Origin of the sequence: Acidovorax sp. sic0104, from assembly GCF_019219095.1 — a bacterium.
GTDB lineage: Bacteria > Pseudomonadota > Gammaproteobacteria > Burkholderiales > Burkholderiaceae_C > Acidovorax.
The window spans coordinates 184764-206653 of sequence record NZ_JAHUWH010000008.1 but is presented as its reverse complement, the minus strand read 5'-3'; the positions used below and the strand labels follow the sequence as shown (position 1 = coordinate 206653).

The following is a 21890-nucleotide window of genomic DNA, read 5'->3' as shown; positions in this document are numbered from 1 at the left end:
CGGCGCATTGCTATGGCTACTTCTGGTTGTCGCTCAGGCGGGCGCTCACCACGCGCAGACGCAGCGACAGCTTGCGGGCCAGCAGTGCAATCAGGCTGGCTGCCAGCTGCGGGTCCTTGGTCATCATGTCGTCCATGGCCTCGGCCGAGAGCACTGCAATCTCGCAGTCAGTGAGCGTGGTGCAGGCCGAAAAGCGGATGCCGCTATCGAGCAGCGACATCTCGCCCAGGATGTCGCCAGGCCGCGTCTCGGCCAGGCGCAACTGCTCGCCCCACGGCTGCACGCGGTCCACGGCGATGGTGCCGGTAAGCAGCACCACCATGAAGTTGCCATACTCATCCTGGCGGATCACATCGCGGTTGGAGGGGATGGCCGCGAACTCGAAGAAGCGCTCCATGCGTTCCACGGCGTCCTTGTCCAGGTGCGCCATGTACTTGTCCTTGGCCCACAGCCCCTGCAGCAGCTTGCCGCCGCGGCTGGTGGGCAGGCGCTTGGCGCCCACCTCCACGGCACGGGCCTCCCAGGGCACGAGCATGGAGTCGTCCACGCCCTGGCCGGCGAACGCGGTGGAGAACAGCACGGAATCCGTGTGGTCGTCCGCAGGCTTGCCATTGCGGGTTTTCATTTTCAGAAGGCCGAGAATGCCTTTCATACAGTGCTCCGGTGTGCGGCGCGGGGCGCCGCCAGTCGTCTATCGGGGGAGGGCGGGGGTCAGCCCGGGAAATTCTCGGGAATCTTGGCCTTCGAGCGGGCCTCTGCCGGGCTGATGATGTTGCGGCGCACGAGGTCGGTCAGGTTCTGGTCCAGCGTCTGCATGCCCACGCTGTTGCTGGTCTGGATGGTGGAGTACATCTGCGCCACCTTGGCTTCGCGGATCAGGTTGCGGATGGCGCTGGTGCCCAGCATGATCTCGTGCGCCGCCACGCGGCCCGAGCCGTCCTTGGTCTTGCACAGCGTCTGCGAGATCACGGCCTGCAGCGATTCGGACAACATCGCGCGGACCATTTCCTTTTCTTCGGCGGGGAACACGTCGATGATCCGGTCGATGGTCTTGGCGGCGCTGGAGGTGTGCAGCGTGCCGAACACCAAGTGGCCCGTTTCCGCCGCCGTCATGGCCAGGCGGATGGTTTCCAGGTCGCGCATTTCGCCCACCAGGATGGCATCCGGGTCTTCGCGCAGCGCGGACTTCAGCGCGGCGGCGAACGACAGCGTCATCGGGCCGACTTCACGCTGGTTGATCAGGCACTTCTTGGACTCGTGCACGAACTCGATCGGGTCCTCCACCGTGAGGATGTGGCCGTACTCGGTTTCGTTGAGGTAGTTGACCATGGCGGCCAGCGTGGTGGACTTGCCAGAACCCGTGGGGCCGGTCACCAGTACCAGACCGCGGGGCTTCAGGGCCAAGTCGCCGAAGATCTTGGGCGCGTTGAGCTGCTCAAGGGTCAGGATCTTGGAGGGAATGGTCCGGAACACGGCGGCCGCGCCGCGGTTCTGGTTGAAGGCGTTGACGCGGAAACGGGCCAGGCCTTCGATCTCGAACGAGAAGTCGACCTCGAGGAATTCTTCATACGTCTTGCGCTGCGAGTCGCTCATGATGTCGTACACCATGGCATGCACCGTCTTGTGGTCGAGCGCATCGACATTGATGCGGCGGACATCCCCGTGGACCCGGATCATGGGCGGCAGGCCTGCGGAAAGGTGCAGGTCGGAGGCCTTGTTCTTGACGCTGAAAGCGAGCAGTTGGGTAATGTCCACGGAATCCCTCTATCGTTTGATACGCTGTCAAACATTATGACCACGATTGCTAACAACCTCCAACAGGTTCTGGGCAGGATGGCGCAGGCATGCAAAGCCGCCGCGCGCGACCCGGCCAGCGTGTCCTTGCTGGCGGTTTCCAAGACTTTTGGCACCGACGCCGTGGCCCAGGCCGTGGCGGCCGGCCAGCGCGATTTCGGTGAAAACTACATCCAGGAAGGGGTGGACAAGATCATTGCCCTGCGCACCGCCCATCCCGGCGTGGCACTGCAGTGGCACTGCATCGGCCCTATCCAGAGCAACAAGACGCGCCTGGTGGCCGAGCACTTCGACTGGGTGCACACGGTGGACCGCCTCAAGATCGCCGAGCGCCTGTCGGCCCAGCGGCCGGCGCACCTCGCGCCGTTACAAATATGCGTGCAGGTCAACATCGACGGCGGGGCCACCAAGTCGGGCGTGGCGCCTTCTCATGCATTGGCATTGGTCCGCGCTGTCGCGAAACTGCCACGGCTGGTGGTGCGGGGGCTCATGAGCATCCCCGACCATGCTCCTGAATTCGAAGCGCAACGCGCCCTTCATGCAAGCGCCAGGGCGCTTTTCGACCAGATATCGGCGCTGCAGGAGCCCGGTCTCGAACGCTTCGACACCCTGTCCCTGGGCATGACGGCCGACCTGGAGGCCGCCATCCACGCCGGCAGCACGATGGTGCGCGTAGGCACCGGCATCTTCGGCGGCAGAACTTAGGGGCAACCCTCTGTGGGGTTGCGCGCCTCGGGGCTGGCCGCCGCAGTCGGCAGCTCTTCAGGCCGTCCAAGCCTGCGCAGGCAGGCTTGGAGCCGCGGCCCTCAGCCCCTTCTCTTGAAAGGCTACGCCGTTCGGGAAGGGGGACACCGCCAGTGCTGCGGGGCGGCCCTTGCGCGGCGGTCACTGGCTTGAAGCGTGCGGGTATTGAACGCCGTGGGGACAACGGCGCACGTTCGGGGCGCCGCTCCTGCCTTACCTGCCGGTGAAGCGAGCCACGCAGTCCAGCGCAGCGGTCACGTCCGACTCGCTCACGTCCAGGTGCGCCACCCAGCGCAGGCGCGTGGCGACGCCGTACAGGCTGCTCGTCACCCGCACGCCGTTCTCGGCCAGCCAGGCGGTGAAGGCCGGGGCCACATCCGCATGCAGGTCGGTGAAGAGGATGTTGGTCTGCCAAGGGTGGACCGTGATCTTGCCTTGCAGCACCGGGTGGCTCTGGTTGAGATCGCTCAGCCCCTGGGCCAGCCGCGCCAGGTTCGCGTGGTCGTCGGCCAGGCGGCGTACGTGGTGCTCCAGCGCGTATTGGCCTGCTGCGGCCAGCACGCCGGCCTGGCGCATGCCGCCGCCCAGGATCTTGCGGGTGCGGCGAGCCTGTCGGATGAAGTCGCGCGAGCCCAGCGCCAGCGAGCCGACCGGGGCGCCGAGGCCTTTGCTCAGGCACAGGGACACCGAATCGAAATGGCTGCACAGCGAGCGCGCCTCCACGTACACATCGGTGCCATGGCGCGCCGCGTTGGCCGTTGCGGCGTTGAACAGTCGCGCGCCGTCCAGGTGCATCGCCAGACCCCGGCTGCGTGCCAGCTGGGCCACCTCGGCGATATAGGCGGGCGGCAGCACCTGGCCGCCAGTCGTGTTCTCCAGCACCACGAGGCGGGTGCGCGCGAAGTGCGGGTCGTCCGGCTTGATGGCGGCGGCGATGTCGGCAATGCGCAGCGTGCCATCGGGCTGCGTCTCCACCGGCTGAGGCTGGATGGAGCCCAGCACCGCCATGCCGCCGGCCTCCCAGCGGTAGGTGTGCCAGCTCTGGCCCACGATGGCCTCGTCGCCGCGCTGGCAGTGGCCCCACAGCGCGATCAGGTTGGTCTGCGTGCCCGAGGGCGCGAACAGCGCGGCCTCGAAGCCCAGCAACTGCGCCGCATGCTCCTGCAGTGCGTTCACCGACGGGTCGTCGGCGAACACATCGTCACCCAGCGGGGCCTTGAACATGGCCTCGCGCATGGCGGGCGTGGGCTGGGTGACGGTGTCGCTGCGAAAGTCGGGCATGGGCATCCTGTGGGCAAACAAAAGGAAAGGCGCATCGTAGCGGTGCCTAAGGGTGCAGTGGCATCCAGGGTTTATTTCTGAACGAAGGCGGCAGTGCCGTGGTGATCACCGGGCTGTCGCTTGCATGCCAGCTGCGCTTGCCGGTGCCCGCCAGAATGCACCGCAACTTCAGCATCTGTGTGGGACACCTGCATGACCGACTGCCCCCTGTTCACCAAAGTCCTGGTTGCCAACCGTGGCGAGATCGCGCTGCGCACAGTGCGCGCCCTGCACGACCTGGGGCTGCCCAGCGTGGCCGTGTTCGCAGACGACGATGCCGCCAGTCCCCACGTGCAGGCGGCCGGCACCGCCGTGGCATTGGGCGCTGCAGGACCGGCGGCGTACCTGGACGGCGCGCGCCTCATTGCCATGGCCAAGGCGCAGGGCTGCGATGCCGTGCACCCGGGCTACGGTTTCCTGAGCGAGCGCGCTGACTTCGCCCGCGCCTGCGCCGAGGCCGGGCTGCGCTTCATCGGCCCCACGCCTGAGCAGTTGGCGCTGTTTGGCGACAAGGCGAGGGCGCGTGCGCTGGCGCAGCAGCAGGGCGTGCCGCTGATGCCCGGCACGCAGGCAGCGGTGACGCTCGGCGAGGCGCAGGCCTTCTTCGCGCAGCACGCGACTGCAGGCATCGTCATCAAGGCCATCGGCGGCGGCGGAGGGCGCGGCATGCGCGCGGTGGCGTCGGCCGAGGACTTGCCATCTGCCTATGCGCGCTGCCGCAGCGAGGCGCAGGCCGCGTTTGGGGTGGGCGGTGTGTACGTGGAGCGCCTGATGTCCAACGCACGCCATATCGAGGTGCAGGTGCTGGGCGACGGGCGCGAGGTGATGGCCCTGGGCGAGCGCGAATGCACACTGCAGCGGCGCTTTCAGAAAATGGTGGAGATCGCGCCCAGCCCCTCGCTGCCGGGCGCATTGCGCGAGCGCATCACCACGGCCGCGCTGTCCATGGCGCGCGCCGTGGACTACCAGGGCCTGGGCACCTTCGAGTTCTTGGTGGACCTGGCCAGTGCCGACCTGCCTTTTGTGTTCATCGAATGCAACCCGCGCCTGCAGGTGGAGCACACCATCACCGAAGAGGTCACCGGCGTGGACCTGGTGCAGGCCCAGATCGCGCTGGCGGCGGGCCGCACGCTGCAGGACATCGGCCTGAACCCCGCCGCGCCGCCGCCCGCCCAGGGATTTGCCGTGCAGTGGCGCATCAATGCCGAGACGCTGGATGCACAGGGCAACGCCACCCCCGGCAGCGGCATGCTCAGCCGCTTCGACCTGCCCACGGGCCCGGGCGTGCGTGTGGACACACACGGTGTGGCAGGGGCCGCGCCCTCGCCGCACTACGACACGCTGCTGGCCAAGCTCATCGTGCACACGCGCAGCCCACGTTTTGCCGACGCACTGCGCCGCTCGCAGCGTGCGCTGGCCGAGTGCCGCATCAATGGCGTGGCCACCAACCTGGCGCTGCTGCAGGCCCTGGCCGCGCGGCCCGAGATGGAGAGCCAGCAGGTGCACACCCGCTGGCTCGAATCGGTGCTGCCTGCGTTGCTGGATGCTACTAAAAACATAGCTGTTAGCGCTCGTCCAACAAGCGGTGGCGGCCTGAAAGACACTACAAACACTGCGTCCGCTCTCGCACCCACGCTCGCACCGCCAGGCGCGGTGCTGGCTCCCATGCCTGCACGCCTGGTGCAGCTCAGCGTGGCCCAGGGCGACGTGGTCGCCGCAGGTGCCGAGCTGGCCGTGCTCGAGGCCATGAAGATGGAACACGTGCTGCTGGCCCCGCATGCAGGCCGCGTGGGTGCGCTGCTGGCCGTGGCGGGCGGCTACCTGGCGCAGGGGCAGCCGCTGCTGGTGCTGGAGGCCGTCGCAGATGCGGCGGCTGTGGAGGTGCAGGGCAGCGCCGCGCTCGACCCCGACCACATCCGCGCCGACCTGCAGCGCGTGATCGACCGCCACGCCTTCACGCTCGATGCCGCGCGCCCCGAGGCGATGGACAAGCGCCACGCCCAAGGCGGCCGCTCCGCGCGCGAAAACATCGCCGACCTGTGCGACGACGGCAGCTTCATTGAATACGGCGCGCTCGCCATTGCCGCGCAGGCGCGCCGCCGCAGCAAGGAAGACCTGATTGCCAACACCCCCGCCGACGGCATGGTCACGGGCATCGGCGGCATCAACGGCGCACTGTTTGGCGATGAGAAATCCCGCGCCGTGGTCATGTCCTACGACGCCACCGTGCTCGCAGGCACCCAGGGCGCACGCAACCATGCCAAGACCGACCGCATGCTGGGCATTGCCCTGGCGCAGAAGCTGCCGGTGGTGCTGTTTGCCGAGGGCGGCGGCGGCCGCCCGGGGGATACCGACATGCCCATCGTGGCGGGGCTGCATGTGCACACCTTCGCCAGCTACGCCGCTCTGTCAGGCCAGGTGCCGGTCATCGGCATCGCGGCGGGGCGCTGTTTTGCAGGCAACGCCGCCCTGCTGGGCTGCAGCGACGTGATCATTGCCACCCGCGCCAGCAACATCGGCATGGGCGGCCCGGCCATGATCGAAGGCGGCGGCCTGGGTGTGTTCAAGCCCGAGCAGATCGGCCCGAGCCGCGTGCAGCATGCCAACGGCGTGATCGACGTGCTGGTCGACGACGAGGCCGGGGCGGTGCAGGCAGCGCGCCACTACCTGTCGTTCTTCCAGGGCCGCACATCGCAATGGTCCGCGCCCGATCAGCGCCTGCTGCGGGCCGTGGTGCCCGAGAACCGCCTGCGTGTGTACGACACCCGCACGGCGATGAGCGGGCTGGTGGACGACGGCAGCTTGCTGCTGCTGCGCACCGGCTTTGGCGCAGGCATCCACACCGCATTGGCGCGCATCGAAGGCCGCCCCGTGGGCATCCTGGCCAACAACCCGCAACACCTGGGCGGCGCCATCGACGCCGACGCGGCCGACAAGGGCGCGCGCTTCATGCAACTGTGCAACGCGCACGGCCTGGCCATCGTGAGCCTGGTGGACACGCCCGGCTTCATGGTCGGTCCCGAGGTCGAAGCCACGGCCCAGGTGCGCCACGTAAGCCGCCTGTTCGTCACCGCCGCCAGCCTGCGCGTGCCCACCTTCAGCGTGGTGCTGCGCAAGGGCTACGGCCTGGGCGCCATGGGCATGACGGCCGGGGGCTTCCACGCACCCGTGTTCACCGTGGCCTGGCCCACGGGCGAGTTCGGCGCCATGGGGCTCGAGGGCGCAGTGCGCCTGGGCTTTCGCAAGGAACTGGAAGCGCTGCCCGAAGGCTCGGAGCGCGATGCGCTGTTCGCCAAGCTGCTGGCCAGGTCGTACGCCAACGGCGAGGCGCTGCACATGGCAGCCACGCTGGAGATCGATGCGGTGATCGACCCGGCCGATACCCGCGCGTGGCTGGCGCGCGGGCTGGCGTCTGCCAAGGTGGCGCCGCTGGGGCAGCGGTTTGTGGATACGTGGTGATAAGCTGGCCCGCTGATTTGTTCAACGGAGAGATTGCCCATGCCCGGCCTTTTGCCCGATATCGACCCTGATGGTTTGCTTGAGTTTTCGGTGGTCTACACCGACCGCGCGCTCAACCACATGTCCAAGCGCTTTGCCGGCGTGGTGCAGGACATTCTGGGCACGCTGAAAGAGGTCTACCACGCCCACACTGCCGTGCTGGTGCCCGGCAGCGGCACCTTCGGCATGGAGGCCGTGGCCCGCCAGTTCGCCAACCGCGAGAAGGTGCTCATCGTGCGCAACGGCTGGTTCAGCTACCGCTGGACGCAGATCTTCGACGCCGACAAGGGCCTGGGCGGTGGCTCGGTGGTGTGCAAGGCACGCCCCCAGGGCAGCGGCCCACAGGCTCCCTGGGCACCGTGCCCGGCCGACGAAGTCGCGGCCACCATCCGCGCCGAAAAGCCCAAGGTGGTGTTCGCCCCCCATGTGGAGACGGCCAGCGGCATCATCCTGTCCGACGACTACATCCGCACCGTGACGGCTGCGGCCCACGATGTGGGCGCGCTGTTCGTGCTGGACTGCGTGGCGTCCGGAGCCATGTGGGTGGACATGCAGGCCACGGGCGTGGACGTGCTGATCAGCGCGCCGCAAAAGGGCTGGAGCGGCTCGCCCTGTTGTGCCATGGTGATGCTGAGTGAACGCGCGCGCCAGGCGATCGACGGCACCACGAGCAGCAGCTTCTCGTGCGACTTGAAGAAGTGGATGCAGATCGCCGAAGGTTACGAAAAGGGCCAGCACGCGTACCACACCACCATGCCCACCGACGCGCTGGTGCGCCTGTCCGAAGTGATGGCCGAGACGCGCGCCTACGGCTTTGCAAAGGTGCGCGACGAGCAGATCGAGCTGGGCGCCAAGGTGCGCGCGCTGCTCGAGTCGCGCGGGTTCCCCAGCGTGGCGGCCGAGGGCTTCAAGGCCCCCGGCGTGGTCGTGAGCTACACCACCGACCCCGGCATCCAGAACGGCAAGAAGTTCATGGAGGTGGGCCTGCAGACGGCTGCCGGCGTGCCGCTGCAGTGCGACGAAGGCCCGGACTTCAAGACCTTCCGCATCGGCCTGTTTGGCCTCGAGAAGTGGCACAACGTGGACCGTACCGTGGGCCATTTGTCGAAGGCGCTGGACCAGATTGCAGCCGCGCCCTGACCTGCGTTGTGGCGTGGCGCAGGGCATCGTTGTGCCCGCGCGCGCCTTGTAGGCATGAACAGCAGTCCGCTGCCCCCTTCTTCAGACGCCACCGAAGACCCGGCGCGCGCCCTGCGGCGCGCCAAGCGGCAGGCCCTCGCCCTGTTGCTGCTGGTCACCGCCGTGTTCGTGGCGACCAGCGTGGTCGAGCGCGGCCTGTGGCTCAACGGCATCAAGGCCATGGCCGAGGCCGCCATGGTGGGCGCGCTGGCCGACTGGTTCGCGGTGGTGGCGCTGTTCCGCCGCCCGCTGGGCCTGCCCATTCCGCACACGGCGGTCATCGCGCGCAACCAGGCGCGCATCGGCCGCAACCTGGCCACCTTTGTGCGCGACAAATTCCTGGATGTGCCCTCGCTCGTGGCGCTGATCCGCCGGCACGACCCTGCCGATAGGCTGGCACAGTGGCTCACGTCACCCGGCAACGCCGCGCTGCTGGGGCACCAGGCCACGCGCCTGGCATCGGCCGCGCTGGAGACGGTGCAGGACGCGCAGGTGGAGCGCTTTATTCAGAAGGCGGCGCGCGCGTTGATCGGGCAGGTCGACATGTCGCGCGCGCTGGCGGCGGTGCTCGACACCCTCACGCACAACGGCCGCCATCAGGCGCTGCTGGACGACGTGCTGGAGAAACTCATCGAGCTGCTGCACAACGAGGAAACCCGCGCCTGGGTGGCCCAGAGCATCGTGCTGTGGCTCAAGAAGGACCACCCGCGCACTGAAAAGCTGTTGCCCAGCGACTGGCTGGGCGACAAGGGCTCGGCCCTGCTGGCCCGCGCACTGGAGAGCGTGATGGCCGACGTCGCCGACAACCCGCAGCATGCCCTGCGCGCGCAGTTCGATGCGGCGGTGCAGCGGTTCATCGAGCGCCTGCGCAGCGACCCCGACTGGGTGCGCAAGGGCGAGGAGATCCGCACCTGGCTGCAGACCGACGCCACCGTGGCGGGTTATGTGCAGACACTGTGGCAGGACCTGCGCGGTGCCCTGCAGCGCGACCTGCTGGACGCCGATTCGGTCGTGGCGCGGCAGGTGCGCAACCTGGGCCAGTGGCTGGGCCAGTCGCTCGCGGGCGATGCCGCGCTGCGGCAGTCGCTGAACGACCGGCTGGAGCACTGGGTGCAGGGTCTGGCGCCCGACGTGTCGCAGTTCGTGGCGCAGCATATCGAGGACACGGTGCGGCGGTGGGATACCGAAGAGATGACGCAGCTAATCGAGCAGAACATCGGCAAGGATCTGCAGTACATCCGCATCAATGGCACTGTGGTGGGTGGGTTGATCGGGTTGGTACTGTTCGTGGTCTCGCACGCGGGGGGAATCTGGCGGGCGGCAGGAGGTGGTTGAGCGGGGTGGTTCACGTTCCGGTTGAACCCTTTGGCACCGGTGCGCAACCACTGTGCGTTCGGGTTGCGCTTGCACAAACCTGGGCTGGCTCGTTCTCTGATGGATGCGGCATGTCTGATTGACGGTCGGGAGCCGGGGAGCGCGCCCCGGTTTCGGCGAGCTCAGCCCGCACGGGCGAGGGTGAGGCGCCCGGGTTTCGGGCCGCACCATCCGATCCGACCACGACGCGCTGCGTCACACCCCATCCGGCACCACCGCCGTCGCCTCGATCTCCACCTTAGCCCGCTCTTCCATCAACCCGGCTACCTGCACACACGCCATCGCCGGAAAATTCTTGCCCAGCACCTCCCGGTACACCGCCCCCAGCTCCTTGAGCCGCGCGTTGTACTCCTTGCGGTCCAGCACATACCAGGTCAGCCGCACCAGGTGCTCGGGGCCCGCGCCGCCGGCTTGCAGCACTGCGCGCACGTTCAGCAGCGTCTGCTTCGTCTGGTCGATGAAGTCGTCGCTCTCGAACTGCTGCTGCGCGTTCCAGCCGATCTGCCCGCCGGTGAAGACCATCGTGCCGCGCGCCGCGACGCCGTTGGCATAGCCCTTGGGCGCCACCCAGCCCTCGGGCTGCAGGATCGTGTTCGTCATCGTCATGGTGTTGTTCTTGTAGAGGAAGAAGATAGGTTCGGGGACGCCGCGCCCTGGCGCAGCTTGAAGCGCTGCAGCTTGCCGGTCTCGGTGCGCGGCAGCGCTGCCACGAACTCCACCACGCGCGGGTATTTGAACGGGGCGATGGTGGCTTTCACATGGTCCTGCAAGGTCTTGACCATGGCCGCGTCGGCTGCATGGCCCGGCTTGAGCACGCAGATGGCCTTGACCACCATGCCGCGCTCTTCGTCGGGAACGCCGATCACGCCGCACTCGGCCACGGCGGGGTGGCGAAGCAAGGCGTCTTCCACCTCCGGACCGCCCACGTTGTAGCCGGCGGTGATGATCATGTCGTCGTCGCGCGCCTGGTAGAAGAAGTAGCCGTCGGCGTCCTGCGTGAAGGCGTCGCCCGGGTAGTTCCAGCCGTCCTTCACGTACTTGGCCTGGCGCGGGTCGTCGAGGTATTTGCAGCCCGTGGGGCCGATCACCGCCAGTTTGCCCACGGTGCCGTGCGGCACCTCGTTGCCATCGTCGTCCACCACCTTGGCGGTGTAGCCGGGCACAACCTTGCCGATGGCGCCGCGCCGGCTCTCGCCGCCGGCCGACGAGACAAAGATATGGAACATCTCCGTGGCGCCGATGCCGTCCGTCATGTCGATGCCGGTGGCGTCCTTCCACAGCTGGCGCGTGGCGTCCGGCAGGCCTTCGCCTGCGCTCACGCTGATGCGCAGCTGCGGCAGGCCGATCTGCCTGGCGAATGGCGCCATCTGCCGGTAGAACGTGGGCGCGGTGTAGCAGATGGTGACGCCCGCGTCGCGCATGAGGGTGACCATGGTCTCGGGGGTGTAGGGCAGGTCGGGGAAGTACACGCTGGCCCCGGCCCACATGGGGAACACGAGCAAGCCGCCCAGGCCGAAGGTGAAGGCCAGGGGCGGCGAGCCGGCCACGATGTCGTCGGGCGTGGCGCGCAGCACATGGCGCGGCCAGGCCTCGCAGGCGGCGAGCACGTCGCGGTGGGTGTGCACGGCGGCCTTGGGAGCGCCGGTGGTGCCGGAGGTAAAAGCCATGAGGGCGATGTCGTCCGCCGAGGTGGGGCAGGGCGGCGTGGTGCCCGGCTTGGCCTGGGCGCGCTGGATCAGGTCGGCCGCATCGGGTGCGGTGTGGAACGGTACGATGGCGGCCAGCACCGGTTGCTGTGTCTGCGCAGCCTGCAGCTCCGCCAGCAGCCGGCCGTCGCACAGCGCCAGCGTGGGCTGTGCGCGTTCGATGATGCTGGCCAGCTCGCCCGCGCGCAGCAGCGGCATGGTGGCCACCGCGATCAGGCCAGCGTACACCGTGCCCAGCCAGGCCAGCGCCATCTCCACGGTGTTTCCGCCGCGCAGCAGCACGCGGTTGCCGGGCACAAGGCCGTGGTCCTGCGTGAGCACTTCGGCGATGCGCGCCGCCTCGGTCCAGGCGTCGCGGTAGGTGTATGTGCGGTGCGGGCCGCGCAACAGGGGGCGGTCGATATGGCCGGCGCGCTCGGCCTGCTCGAACAGTGCCTGCACCAGGTTGGCCTGGTCTGCGATCTGCTGTTCATCCAGGTCGTAGTGCAGGGCCGGCCAGGCCTCGGGCGGAGGCAGGCGGTCGTGCACGAAATGGTCGGGCTGGGCGGAGGGGGTTTTCATGAAATCACTCCTGCAAAACGGCCTTGCCGATGATGAGCTGCTGCACTTCGGTGGCGCCTTCGTAGATGCGCAGCGAGCGGATGTCGCGGTACAGCGACTCGACCTTGCTGCCCACTTCCACGCCGCGCCCGCCGTGCAGCTGCAGCGCCATGTCGATGACGCGCTGGGCGTTTTCGGTGGCGGTCATCTTGGCCATCGCCGCCTCGGCCGTCACGCGTGCCTGGCCGGTGTCGCGCAGCCAGGCGGCGCGGTAGGTGAGCAGCGCGGCGCTGTCCACCAACGCGGCCATCTCGCCGATCCGCGCCTGCGTGAGCTGGAAGTCGGCGAGCGTCTGGCCGAACATGCGGCGCTGGCGTGCATGGTGCACGGCCTCGGCCAGCGCGCGGCGCGCCATGCCGAGGGCCGCGGCGGCGACCGACGCGCGGAAGATGTCGAGCGTGCGCATGGCCAGCTTGAAGCCGCCGTTCTCCTCGCCCAGCAGCGCATCGCCAGGCACCGTGCAATCCGTGAACTGCAGCGTGGCCAGCGGGTGCGGCGCCATCACGTGGATGTGGCGCGAGGTGTCCAGGCCCGGCGTGTCGGCATCGACGATGAACGCGCTGATGCCGCGCGTGCCGCCCGCCGGGTTGGTCTTGGCGAAAACGCAGTAGAAGTCCGCGATGCCGCCGTTGCTGATCCAGGTCTTGGTGCCGTTCAAGCAAAAAGTGCCGTTGGCGCTTGCTGGGTCTGCGCTGGAAGCTATTGTTTGCATAGCGCCAACGTCCGACCCCGCCCCGGGCTCGCTGAGTGCGAATGCGGCGATCAGCTCGCCGCTCGCCACGCCTTGCAGGTAGTGCGCCTGCTGTGCCGGGCTGCCCGCCAGCGTGATCGCGCCGCTGCCCAGGCCCTGCATGGCAAAGGCGAAGTCCGCCAGCGGCGAGTGGTAGGCCAGCGTTTCGCGCAGCAGCACCAGCGCGCGCGAGTCGAGCGCGGGCAGCGCTCCACCGTGGGCCGCTGGCACGCAGTAGCGCAGCCAGCCACCCGCGCCCAGGCGTTTCACCCAGTCGCGGCAGGCGGCGCGGTCGTCGGTTTCATCGACTTCCTGCGCAGCCGCCCACGGCACCAGGCCCTGGGCCAGCGCGCGGTGGGCGTCGTCGAAGAAGGGCAGGGCCAGGTGCGCCGTGGAGGGCGGGTGGGGGGCCGGGGGCGTTGCAACGTGCATGGTGGGCGAAAGGACCTGTTGGGATGTCACACCCGTTCGGGCTGGGCCTGTCGAAGCCTTGCGCAGCGCTTCGACTGCGCTCAGCGTGAACGGTTCGGGGGGGCGTGTCTTTCCTAGTCTCCCTGGAACACGGGCTTTTGCTTGGCCGCAAAGGCCTCGTACGCGCGCCGGAAGTCTTCGGTCTGCATGCAGATGGCCTGTGCCTGGGCTTCGGCCTCGATGGCCTGCTCGATGGTCATGCTCCATTCCTGGCTGAGCATGGTCTTGGTCATGCCGTGGGCGAAGGTGGGGCCGTCGGCCAGCGTTCGCGCCGTGGCCTGCACGTTGGCCAGCAGGTCGCTGCTGGCGTACAAATCGTTGAAGAAGCCCCAGGCCAGGCCTTCGTGCGCGGTCATGGCGCGGCCGGTGAACAGCAGCTCGCTGGCGCGGCCCTGGCCGATCATGCGGGGCAGCAGCGCGCAGGCGCCCATGTCGGCGCCAGCCAGGCCCACGCGGGTGAACAGGAACGCGGTCTTGGTGGCTTCGGTGCCGTAGCGCATGTCGCAGGCCAGCGCCATCATCGCGCCCGCACCGGCGCAGATGCCATCGATGGCGCCCAGCACGGGCTGCGGGCATGCGCGCATGGCCTTGACCAGGTCGCCCGTCATGCGCGTGAACTCGAGCAGCTCGGGCATGGTCATGGTGGTCAGCGGGCCGATGATCTCGTGCACGTCGCCGCCCGAGCAGAAATTGCCGCCCGCGCCCGTGACGACGATGGCCTTCACGTCGGTGGCAAAGCGCAGCGCGTAAAAGAAGTCGCGCAGCTCCGAGTAGCTCTGGAAGGTGAGCGGGTTCTTGCGGTCCGGACGGTTGAGCGTGACGGTGCCCACGCCGTTGTCGAAGCTCCAGTTGAAATGCTCGGCCACGTAGCGGGCCTCCGGGTTGAACTGCTCGCGCATGGGGTTGCTCGCCCCGATGAAATGTTTCATTCCGCTGTCTCCTGTGTGTGTTCCTTCACCTTGCCCAGCAGGCGGTACAAGGTGGCGATGTCGCGCTCGCCCAGCGTGGCGAAGGCTTCGACGATCCATTGCTCGTGCTGGCGCGCCATGTCGTTGAATTGCGTTCGGCCCTGGGGCGTGAGGCGCACCAGGTAGGCGCGGCGATCGCCCTGCACGTCCATGCGCTCGACCAGTCCTTCGGCCACCAACTGGTCGGTGATGCCGGTGATGTTGCCGCTCGTCACCATCATGCGGCGCGACAGCTCCTTCATCTTCATGCCGTCCGGCGCGCGCTCCAGCTGCGCCATCAAATCGAAGCGCGGCAGCGTGGTGTCGAACTGCGCGCGCAGATGGCTGCGCACCTGCTTTTCGATGAGCTGCGTGCAGGTGAGCAGGCGCAGCCACAGCCGCAGGGCCTCGGGGTGTTCGCTGGGGGCGGCGCCGTGCAGGCGGGCTTCGAGGTCCATGGCTAGCCTTCTTCTTCGGAAGATGCTCTGTTCTTGGTAGCTGATGGCGCTTGTGCAGTGAGGGCTGCAAGCTGCTTTTGCTTGCCGATCTCGCGCAGCATCTGGTCGCGGCCACTGGCGTACTGCACCGGCCAGTCGGTGTGGGCCGCGGCCACAGGGCTCAGCTGCGCGGCGGCATGCAGCGTCCAGGCCGGGTCTGCCAGGTGGGGGCGGGCGATGGCGCACAGGTCGGCCCGGCCGGCGGCGACGATGCTGTTGGCGTGGTCGGCCTCGGTGATCGCGCCCACGGCCATGGTGGCAATGCCCACCTCGTTGCGAATGCGGTCGGCAAACGGCGTCTGGTACATGCGGCCATAGATCGGGCGCGATTCGCGCGTGGTCTGGCCGGAGGACACATCGATCAGGTCCGCGCCCGCCGCCTTGAACAGCCGTGCGATGGCAATCGCATCGTCGGCGGTGTTGCCCTGGCCTTCCTGCAGCCAGTCGTGGGCCGAGATGCGCACAGAGAGCGGCTTGTCTGCGGGCCACACGGCGCGCAGCGCGGTGAACACTTCCAGCGGGTAGCGGCAGCGGTTGTCCAGGCTGCCGCCGTAGTCGTCCGTGCGCTGGTTGGTGGCGGGGCTGATGAAGCTGGCCAGCAGGTAGCCGTGCGCGCAGTGCAGCTCCAGCCAGTCGAAGCCGCAGGCCGCGGCGCGGCGGGCGCTGTCCACAAACGCGGCGGTCACGCGGTCCATGTCGGCACGGCCCATGGCGGAAGGGGTCTGGTTCTGCGCGCCGTAGGCGAGCGGGCTGGCGGCCAGCAGCGGCCAGTTGCCGGTCTGAAGCGGTTCGTCCGTGCCCTCCCAGCCGACGCGCGTGGAGCCCTTGGGGCCGCTGTGGCCCAGTTGCAGGCCGACCTTGGCCGTGCTGCTGCCGTGCACGAAGTTCACGATGCGTGCGAAGGCGGCTTGCTGCGCATCGTTCCACAGGCCGGGGCAGGCGGGGGTGATGCGGCCCTCGGGCGTGGGGCTGGTCATCTCCACCATCACCAGGGCGGCGCCGCCCAGCGCGCGCGCGCCCAGGTGCACCAGATGGAAGTCCTGCGGCACGCCTTCGACCGCGCTGTAGGTGGCCATGGGCGAGACGACGATGCGATTCTTGAGCGTGAGGCCTTTGAGGCTGAATGGCGTGAGCATGGGCGGTACGGCAGCCTTGCCGCCCGCCAGCCAGGCCTCATAGCCTTCGAGCCACTGCGCGTCGCGAAGCCGCAGGTTCTCGTGGCTGATGCGCTGGCTGCGCGTGAGCAGCGAGTACGCGAACTGCTCGATGGGCATGCCGGTATAGCGGCCCACGTTCTCGAACCACTCGGTGGAATTGCGCGCGGCGTTCTGGATCTTGAGCACCTCCACGCTGCGGCGTGCTTCGTAGTGCTGCAGCACCTCATCGATGGGCAAGCCCGTTGCAAACTCGTTGGCGAGATCGATGGCGTCTTCAAGAGCCAGCTTGGTGCCACTGCCGATCGAGAAGTGCGCCGTGTGCGCCGCATCGCCCATCAGCACGATGGGCACCTGCTTGCCGCCTATCGACTCGCGGTGCACCCAGGTGTTGCAGATCACGCGCGGAAAGCGGATCCAGTTGGCCGAGCCGCGCAGGTGTGTGGCGTTGCTGATGAGCGCGTTGCCGTCCAGGTACTTCGCGAACAGCTTCTCGCAGAAGGCGATCGCCTCGGGCTGCTCCATCTGGTCCAGGCCATGGGCTTTCCACACGGCCTCGGGTGTCTCGACGATGAAGGTGGAGGTGTCGGCGTCGAACTGGTAGGCGTGCGCCTGGAACCAGCCATGCTCTGTCTGTTCGAACGCGAAGGTGAAAGCGTCGAACTTCTTCTTGGTGCCCAGCCACACGAAGCGGCACTGGCGCAGGTCGATGTCGGGCTTGTAGGTGGCCGCGTAGCGGGTGCGGATGCGGCTGTTGAGACCGTCGCTTGCGATCACCAGGTCGGCACCGTACTGCGCGGCGATCTGCTGGTCGTCGGCGACGTCGGTCTCGAACACCAGCTCCACCCCGACCGCCAGGCACCGGTCCTGCAGGATGTTGAGCAGCCGCTTGCGCCCGATGCCGCAAAAGCCGTGGCCGGTGGAGCGCACGCTGCGGCCCTTGAAGAACACCTCGATGTCGTCCCAGTGGTTGAACGCATCGCCGATCAGCGCGGCCGTGGGCGCATCGGCCGCCTGCAGGTTGGCCAGCGTCTGGTCGGACAGCACAACACCCCAGCCGAAGGTGTCGAACGGCCGGTTGCGTTCGACCACCGTCACCCGGTGGGCAGGGTTCTGCTGCTTCATGAGCAGTGCGAAGTAAAGGCCTGCGGGGCCGCCGCCGATGCAGAGGATGTTCATGTGAAAATAGTTTAGACCTAAACAAAATGCTGTCAATGGGGCTTGCCCCGCCCGGTGGCGCACCTTGTAGGACGGCGCCTTGAAAGCCCTGCCGTCGAGTTGACGCAGCGCAGCATGGCTCCAAGAATGTGCGGTATGAAGCACTTGCTGCAGACCCTGGAAGGGCGGCTGGCAGCTTTGCCAGTGCCCATGGCCGTTCAGTTGCCGGCGGGCCGGCGGCTGGGGGCGGCGCAGCCTGCCGTCACGCTGCGTTTTCGGGACCGTGTGGCCCTGGTGGCCCTGGCCACCGGCGAGATCGGCAGGGTGGGGGCAGCCATCGTGGAAGGGCGCGTGGCGCTGGAGGGCGGCATGCGCGACCTCATGGCCGCTGCGGCGGGCCTGCTCACCCGGGACCCGGCCCGCGACCAGCACGACGGCTGGTGGCGGCGCGTGCTGGCGCGTGCGCGCTCCATGGCGGCACACACGCTGGCACACGATGCGCGGCAGGTGCGGTTTCACTACGATCTCAGCGACGACTTCTATGCACTGTGGCTGGACCCCCGGCGCGTGTACTCGTGCGCCTACTTCCGCGATGCCGGCATGTCGCTCGCGGCGGCGCAGGAGGCCAAGCTCGACCACATCTGCCGCAAGCTGCGCCTGGCGCCGGGCGAGCGTTTCCTGGACATCGGCGCCGGTTGGGGCGGCTTGCTGCTGTGGGCGGCGGAGCACTACGGCGTGTCGGCCACGGGCATCACGCTGTCGCGCCACCAGCATGCGCACGTGCAGCAGCTCATCGCGGAGCGCGGGCTGCAGGAACGTGTGCAGGTGCTGCTGTGCGACTACCGCGAGCTGCAGGTGGACCGGCCCTTCGACAAGGTGGCCTCGGTGGGCATGTTCGAGCATGTGGGCCGCGCGCAGATGGGCCGCTACTTCGATACCGTGGCCCGGCTGCTGCGCCCGGGCGGCCTGCTGCTGAACCACGGCATCACCGCCGGCGCGGTGGACAACGCGCAACTGGGCGCGGGCATGGGGGAGTTCATCGAGCAGTACATCTTCCCGGGGGGCGAGCTCGTCCATGTGAGCGCAGTGCTGCACGACATGGCACGCGCGGGGCTGGAGATGGTGGACACCGAGAACCTGCGCCCGCATTACGCGCGCACGCTGTGGGCATGGTCCGACAGCCTGGAGGCCCGGCTGCCTGCGGCGCGCGGGGTGCTGGCCGCACAGGTGGGCGCCGAGCAGGGCGATAAGGTATTGCGTGCGTACCGCCTGTACCTGGCCGGCAGTGCGCTGGGGTTCGAGCGCGGTTGGATGGCCCTGCACCAGATGCTGGCCATCAGGCCCGATGGCGACGTAGCCAACGGCTGTCTGCCCGGCGCACAATCGGACTATCCGTTCACACGCGATTACATCTACCGCAGCTGAGTCTGTCTCACAACGAAGCCCTTCACCATGCTCTACAAATTCAAGTCCCGCGCCGCCGCTGATCTGATCATGCTGGAGCCCCAGGGCCGTCAGGTCGTGACCCTCATGGGCAAGACGCCCGGTGCCAGCGGCATCGTGACGGCAGCGCAGATTCCGGCCGCCATTGCCGCACTGGAAGCTGCCGTGGCGGCCGAAGAAGCGCTGCCCGCATCGGCAGCAGACGCCGAAGAGGACGACACCGCTGCCGACGACCGCCAGGATGCCGTGCGCCTGCGCCAGCGGGTGGCGCCCTTCATCGACATGCTGCGTCGCAGTGCGGCGGAGAACGTCGATGTCGTCTGGGGCGTCTAACCGTGGCCCAGGAGGGTGATGCATCGCCGCTGGCCGTCGTTCAGGCTCAGCTCGATGCCTACAACGCCAAGGACATCGACGCCCTGCTTGCCACCTACGCCGAGGATGCGCAACAACATGTGCTGCACGGCGAGCGCCTGGCGCAGGGCCATGCCGAGATGCGCCCGCGCTTTCTGGCCCGCTTTGCCGAGCCCGACCTGCATGCGCGCCTGCTGTCGCGCACCGTGGTGGGGGGGGTGGTGGTGGACTACGAGTTGATCACGCGCAACTTCCCCGAGGGGCTGGGAACGCTGGAGATGCTGTGCGTGTACGAGGTCGCGGACGGGCGGATCCAGCGCGCATCCTTCGCCACGGGCGAGAAGCGCCTGCTGCCTGACGCCGCTGCGGGCTGAGTGGACGCGAGACGCACGCGCCGGGCCGTTGCACGTTGCTTTGGCGGTGGCAGCCTGCTTGCGGCCCTCAATCCACCTTGGCGCCCGAGGACTTCACCACCTGGGCCCACTTCTTGTGCTCGTTGTCGATGTGCTTGGCAAAATCCGCCGGGGTGTTGCCCCCGGGGATCGCGCCCTGGGCCAGCAGCCGCTCCTTCATGGCCGGCGTGGCCAGCGATTTGGCCACCTCCTGCTGAATGCGGTTCACGATGTCCGGTGGTGTTCCGGCCGGGGCCAGCAGGCCGAACCACGAGCTGGCCTCGTAACCCTTGAGCGTGGGGCCGCCCGCCTGTTCCACAGTGGGCACATCGGGCAGGGCGCCGGAGCGCTCCGAGCTCGTCACGGCCAGGGCGGTGAGCTTGCCGGCCTTGATCTGCGCCATGGACGACGGCAGGTTGTCGAACATCACGTCCGCATTGCCCGCCACCATGTCCAGCAGTGCCGGGCCCGAGCCCCGGTAGGGCAGGTGCAGCATGAACGTGCCCGTCATGCTCTTGAACAGCTCGCCTGCGAGGTGGATGGAGGTGCCGTTGCCGCTGGATGCCATGTTCATCTTGCCGGGGCTGGCCTTGGCCACGCGGATGAAGTCCTGCACATTGGCGATGCCTTGCGCCTTGGCCTTCTCGGCATTCATCACCATCACGTTGGGCACCGCGGCCACCATGGTGATGGGTACGAAGTCCTTGATGGGGTCGTAGGGAAGCTTGGCATACAAGGCGCGGTTGATGCCGTGCGTGCCCACGGTACCCATGAGCAGCGTGTAGCCGTCGCCCGGCGACTTGGCCACGATCTCGGCCCCCACGTTGCCGCCCGCGCCCGCGCGGTTGTCCACGATGAACTGCTGGCCGAACGCGCGGCTCAGCTCGGGCGCCATGGCGCGGGCCAGGATGTCGGTGGTGCCTCCGGGCGCGAACGGCACCACGATGCGCACGGGCTTGGTAGGCCAGCCGCCTGCGGCCGGCGCTGCCTGGGCATGTGCCGTGCCCGGGGCGATCAGCGAGCCTGCGGCGGCGATGGCGAGCGCCCCCAGTGCGCTCAATGTGAAGGCCAATGCGACGGCCTTGCGGCGGCTTCTCGCCTGGGTGCGCGCCAGGATCTGCGCGCTGGTGCGAGCGGGTTGGAAAGGGGCTTTGTGCAACTGCGCCATGGATGGGCTTTCGTGAGGAAGGGGGGCGGCAAACGGATGCTTTGAACCTCTTTTTACGCGGCCTCGCGCAGGGGCGGCACATGGATTACCCGAAGCGCCGGGCGTGCCGCGCCATGGCGGACGGACGAAAAAAAGCCACCAGGCCAGGGGCGTGGTGGCTGGTGGCGAGCCGCCCGCAGCGCAATGCAGCGGGCTGGCGGTGGCCGGTGGGCGATCAGTCGGCGTACGAGCCAGCGGCCTTGATCGCAACACCGAACTTTTCGGTTTCGGACAGCACGAACTTCTTGTGTTCGGCGGGTTCGATACGCTTGTCGGTAGCGACCACGGCGCCCAGGCCTTCCTGCTTCTTGATGAACTCGGGGTCCTTCAGTGCGACCTTCAGGGCGTCGTTGAGCTTGGCCAGAACCGGTGCTGGCGTGCCCTTGGGGGCATACAGGCCGTGCCAGATCGTCACGCTGAAGTCCTTCACACCCGATTCGGCCAGCGTGGGCAAGTCCTTCAGGGCGGGCGTGGTCAGACGCTTGGTGGTGGTCACGGCGTAGGCCTTGACCTTCTTGCCCTCGATCTGCGAGGTGGTGTTGGTGGTCTGGTCGCACAGCAGGTCGATCTGGCCGCCGATCAGGTCGGTGATGGCGGGGGCGGTGCCCTTGTAGGGCACGGCAGTCATGTCGACCTGCACGGCGCTCTGGAACATCAGGCCACACAGGTGCGAGGCCGAGCCCTGGCCGGCGTTGCCCAGGTTGATCTTGCCCTTGTTCTGCTGCAGCCAGGCGGCCAGTTCCTTGTAGTTGTTCGCGGGCATCGTGGGGCGCGCGATGAGTGTCATGGGCACATCGTTGATGATGCCCAGGTACTCGAAGTCGTTGGCCACGTTGAAGGCCAGCTTGCGGTACATGGTGGGCATGGTGGCCATGCTCACGTGATTGAGCAGCAGGGTGTAGCCGTCGGGGGCTGCACGGGCGGCCTTGGCGGAGCCGATGGTGCTGCCGGCGCCGGCGGAGTTGTCCACCACCACGCTGATGCCGCCCAGGGGCTTGCGGATGGCTTCGGCCAGGTCGCGCGCCACGCGGTCGGTCGGGCCGCCGGCTGCGTAGGGGACCACGATCGTGATCGTCTTGTCCTTGACCGGGAACTCTTGGGCGCTGGCGCCAAAGGTGGCGACTGCGGCGGCAGCGATCAGCGCGAGTTTCAGCATTTTTTTCATGGTCTCTCCTGTAAATGACGGGCCATGATAGCGAGGGGGGTCTGCCGAGGTATTGCGGATATTACGTAGCACACCCCCCACATGGTCTTCAAGCGAAAAAGGCCTGCGGCGCCTGTGCATCAAGCGCGAAATGCTATTGAAACAGGAGCATCACCTAGGG

The 21890-nt window shown here is 68.0% G+C and carries 18 protein-coding genes; 7 read left to right on the top strand and 11 right to left on the bottom strand.

Annotated elements, in window-relative coordinates:
- Window positions 1-16: 16 nt before the first annotated feature.
- Both KW835_RS15060 and KW835_RS15055 read right to left on the bottom strand, forming a co-directional pair.
- Window positions 17-652, bottom strand: coding sequence for a Crp/Fnr family transcriptional regulator (locus KW835_RS15060; protein WP_056165064.1), 636 nt, complete (start codon window positions 650-652; stop codon window positions 17-19).
- A gap of 59 nt (window positions 653-711) precedes the next feature.
- On the bottom strand, window positions 712-1755 hold the full coding sequence (locus tag KW835_RS15055) for a type IV pilus twitching motility protein PilT (protein WP_142149008.1): 1044 nt from the start codon (window positions 1753-1755) through the stop codon (window positions 712-714).
- 36 nt (window positions 1756-1791) lie between these two features.
- On the opposite strand from KW835_RS15055, the gene KW835_RS15050 reads away from it, so the two are divergent.
- The gene (locus KW835_RS15050) at window positions 1792-2499 is read left to right on the top strand and encodes a YggS family pyridoxal phosphate-dependent enzyme (protein WP_218383711.1); all 708 of its coding nucleotides are present in this window, start codon (window positions 1792-1794) and stop codon (window positions 2497-2499) included.
- 252 nt (window positions 2500-2751) lie between these two features.
- Here KW835_RS15050 and ltaE read toward each other — a convergent pair whose 3' ends face one another.
- Window positions 2752-3819, bottom strand: a complete 1068-nt coding sequence (gene ltaE, locus KW835_RS15045) for a low-specificity L-threonine aldolase (RefSeq protein WP_218383709.1) — start codon at window positions 3817-3819, stop codon at window positions 2752-2754.
- Window positions 3820-4026: 207 nt separating this feature from the next.
- Here ltaE and KW835_RS15040 point away from each other — a divergent pair, with 207 nt between their 5' ends.
- From KW835_RS15040 to KW835_RS15030, 3 genes are read left to right on the top strand one after another with little or no spacing between them, the layout of a single operon-like run.
- Window positions 4027-7317: a carboxyl transferase domain-containing protein gene (locus tag KW835_RS15040; protein ID WP_218383794.1), complete on the top strand. Its 3291-nt coding sequence runs from the start codon at window positions 4027-4029 to the stop codon at window positions 7315-7317.
- A gap of 39 nt (window positions 7318-7356) precedes the next feature.
- Window positions 7357-8496, top strand: a complete 1140-nt coding sequence (locus KW835_RS15035; protein ID WP_218383701.1) for an aminotransferase class V-fold PLP-dependent enzyme — start codon at window positions 7357-7359, stop codon at window positions 8494-8496.
- Window positions 8497-8550: 54 nt separating this feature from the next.
- Complete coding sequence (locus KW835_RS15030) at window positions 8551-9870, top strand: DUF445 domain-containing protein (RefSeq protein ID WP_218383699.1); 1320 nt, start codon at window positions 8551-8553, stop codon at window positions 9868-9870.
- A gap of 234 nt (window positions 9871-10104) precedes the next feature.
- Here KW835_RS15030 and KW835_RS15025 read toward each other — a convergent pair whose 3' ends face one another.
- From KW835_RS15025 to KW835_RS15000, 6 genes are all read right to left on the bottom strand, one after another.
- Window positions 10105-10509, bottom strand: a complete 405-nt coding sequence (locus KW835_RS15025; protein ID WP_218383786.1) for a RidA family protein — start codon at window positions 10507-10509, stop codon at window positions 10105-10107.
- Between the two features lie 2 nt (window positions 10510-10511).
- A complete protein-coding gene (locus tag KW835_RS15020; RefSeq protein ID WP_218383698.1) occupies window positions 10512-12176 on the bottom strand; it encodes an AMP-binding protein in 1665 nt (554 codons plus the stop codon).
- A gap of 4 nt (window positions 12177-12180) precedes the next feature.
- Window positions 12181-13377, bottom strand: a complete 1197-nt coding sequence (locus KW835_RS15015; RefSeq protein WP_218383697.1) for an acyl-CoA dehydrogenase family protein — start codon at window positions 13375-13377, stop codon at window positions 12181-12183.
- Between the two features lie 113 nt (window positions 13378-13490).
- Complete coding sequence (locus KW835_RS15010) at window positions 13491-14345, bottom strand: enoyl-CoA hydratase family protein (protein ID WP_218383696.1); 855 nt, start codon at window positions 14343-14345, stop codon at window positions 13491-13493.
- The gene (locus tag KW835_RS15005) at window positions 14342-14821 is read right to left on the bottom strand and encodes a MarR family winged helix-turn-helix transcriptional regulator (protein WP_218383695.1); all 480 of its coding nucleotides are present in this window, start codon (window positions 14819-14821) and stop codon (window positions 14342-14344) included. The genes KW835_RS15010 and KW835_RS15005 overlap by 4 nt, the downstream gene beginning before the upstream one ends.
- 2 nt (window positions 14822-14823) lie before the next feature.
- Entirely contained in the window at window positions 14824-17193 is a 2370-nt protein-coding gene (locus KW835_RS15000; RefSeq protein WP_218383694.1) for a bifunctional salicylyl-CoA 5-hydroxylase/oxidoreductase, read from the bottom strand.
- Window positions 17194-17328: 135 nt separating this feature from the next.
- Here KW835_RS15000 and KW835_RS14995 point away from each other — a divergent pair, with 135 nt between their 5' ends.
- From KW835_RS14995 to KW835_RS14985, 3 genes are read left to right on the top strand one after another with little or no spacing between them, the layout of a single operon-like run.
- Window positions 17329-18597, top strand: a complete 1269-nt coding sequence (locus KW835_RS14995) for a class I SAM-dependent methyltransferase (RefSeq protein ID WP_218383693.1) — start codon at window positions 17329-17331, stop codon at window positions 18595-18597.
- Window positions 18598-18624: 27 nt separating this feature from the next.
- The gene (locus KW835_RS14990; protein WP_218383691.1) at window positions 18625-18948 is read left to right on the top strand and encodes a DUF1840 domain-containing protein; all 324 of its coding nucleotides are present in this window, start codon (window positions 18625-18627) and stop codon (window positions 18946-18948) included.
- A 2-nt stretch (window positions 18949-18950) separates the two neighbouring features.
- Window positions 18951-19340, top strand: a complete 390-nt coding sequence (locus KW835_RS14985) for a nuclear transport factor 2 family protein (RefSeq protein ID WP_218383690.1) — start codon at window positions 18951-18953, stop codon at window positions 19338-19340.
- A 67-nt stretch (window positions 19341-19407) separates the two neighbouring features.
- Here KW835_RS14985 and KW835_RS14980 read toward each other — a convergent pair whose 3' ends face one another.
- Complete coding sequence (locus KW835_RS14980; protein WP_255593547.1) at window positions 19408-20526, bottom strand: tripartite tricarboxylate transporter substrate binding protein; 1119 nt, start codon at window positions 20524-20526, stop codon at window positions 19408-19410.
- A 214-nt stretch (window positions 20527-20740) separates the two neighbouring features.
- Entirely contained in the window at window positions 20741-21730 is a 990-nt protein-coding gene (locus KW835_RS14975; RefSeq protein ID WP_218383689.1) for a tripartite tricarboxylate transporter substrate-binding protein, read from the bottom strand.
- Window positions 21731-21890 lie beyond the last annotated feature (160 nt).

Excerpts from the sequence above, each read along its gene's own strand:
- KW835_RS14995 (WP_218383693.1), top strand. The coding sequence starts at position 17,329 with ATGAAGCACTTGCTGCAGACCCTGGAAGGGCGGCTGGCAGCTTTGCCA.
- KW835_RS15010 (WP_218383696.1), bottom strand. The coding sequence starts at position 14,345 with ATGAAACATTTCATCGGGGCGAGCAACCCCATGCGCGAGCAGTTCAAC.
- KW835_RS14980 (WP_255593547.1), bottom strand. The coding sequence starts at position 20,526 with ATGGCGCAGTTGCACAAAGCCCCTTTCCAACCCGCTCGCACCAGCGCG.
- ltaE (WP_218383709.1), bottom strand. The coding sequence starts at position 3,819 with ATGCCCGACTTTCGCAGCGACACCGTCACCCAGCCCACGCCCGCCATG.
- KW835_RS15050 (WP_218383711.1), top strand. The coding sequence starts at position 1,792 with ATGACCACGATTGCTAACAACCTCCAACAGGTTCTGGGCAGGATGGCG.
- KW835_RS14975 (WP_218383689.1), bottom strand. The coding sequence starts at position 21,730 with ATGAAAAAAATGCTGAAACTCGCGCTGATCGCTGCCGCCGCAGTCGCC.
- KW835_RS15005 (WP_218383695.1), bottom strand. The coding sequence starts at position 14,821 with ATGGACCTCGAAGCCCGCCTGCACGGCGCCGCCCCCAGCGAACACCCC.
- KW835_RS15030 (WP_218383699.1), top strand. The coding sequence starts at position 8,551 with ATGAACAGCAGTCCGCTGCCCCCTTCTTCAGACGCCACCGAAGACCCG.
- KW835_RS15020 (WP_218383698.1), bottom strand. The coding sequence starts at position 12,176 with ATGAAAACCCCCTCCGCCCAGCCCGACCATTTCGTGCACGACCGCCTG.
- KW835_RS15060 (WP_056165064.1), bottom strand. The coding sequence starts at position 652 with ATGAAAGGCATTCTCGGCCTTCTGAAAATGAAAACCCGCAATGGCAAG.
- KW835_RS14990 (WP_218383691.1), top strand. The coding sequence starts at position 18,625 with ATGCTCTACAAATTCAAGTCCCGCGCCGCCGCTGATCTGATCATGCTG.
- KW835_RS15035 (WP_218383701.1), top strand. The coding sequence starts at position 7,357 with ATGCCCGGCCTTTTGCCCGATATCGACCCTGATGGTTTGCTTGAGTTT.
- KW835_RS15025 (WP_218383786.1), bottom strand. The coding sequence starts at position 10,509 with ATGACGAACACGATCCTGCAGCCCGAGGGCTGGGTGGCGCCCAAGGGC.
- KW835_RS15000 (WP_218383694.1), bottom strand. The coding sequence starts at position 17,193 with ATGAACATCCTCTGCATCGGCGGCGGCCCCGCAGGCCTTTACTTCGCA.
- KW835_RS15015 (WP_218383697.1), bottom strand. The coding sequence starts at position 13,377 with ATGCACGTTGCAACGCCCCCGGCCCCCCACCCGCCCTCCACGGCGCAC.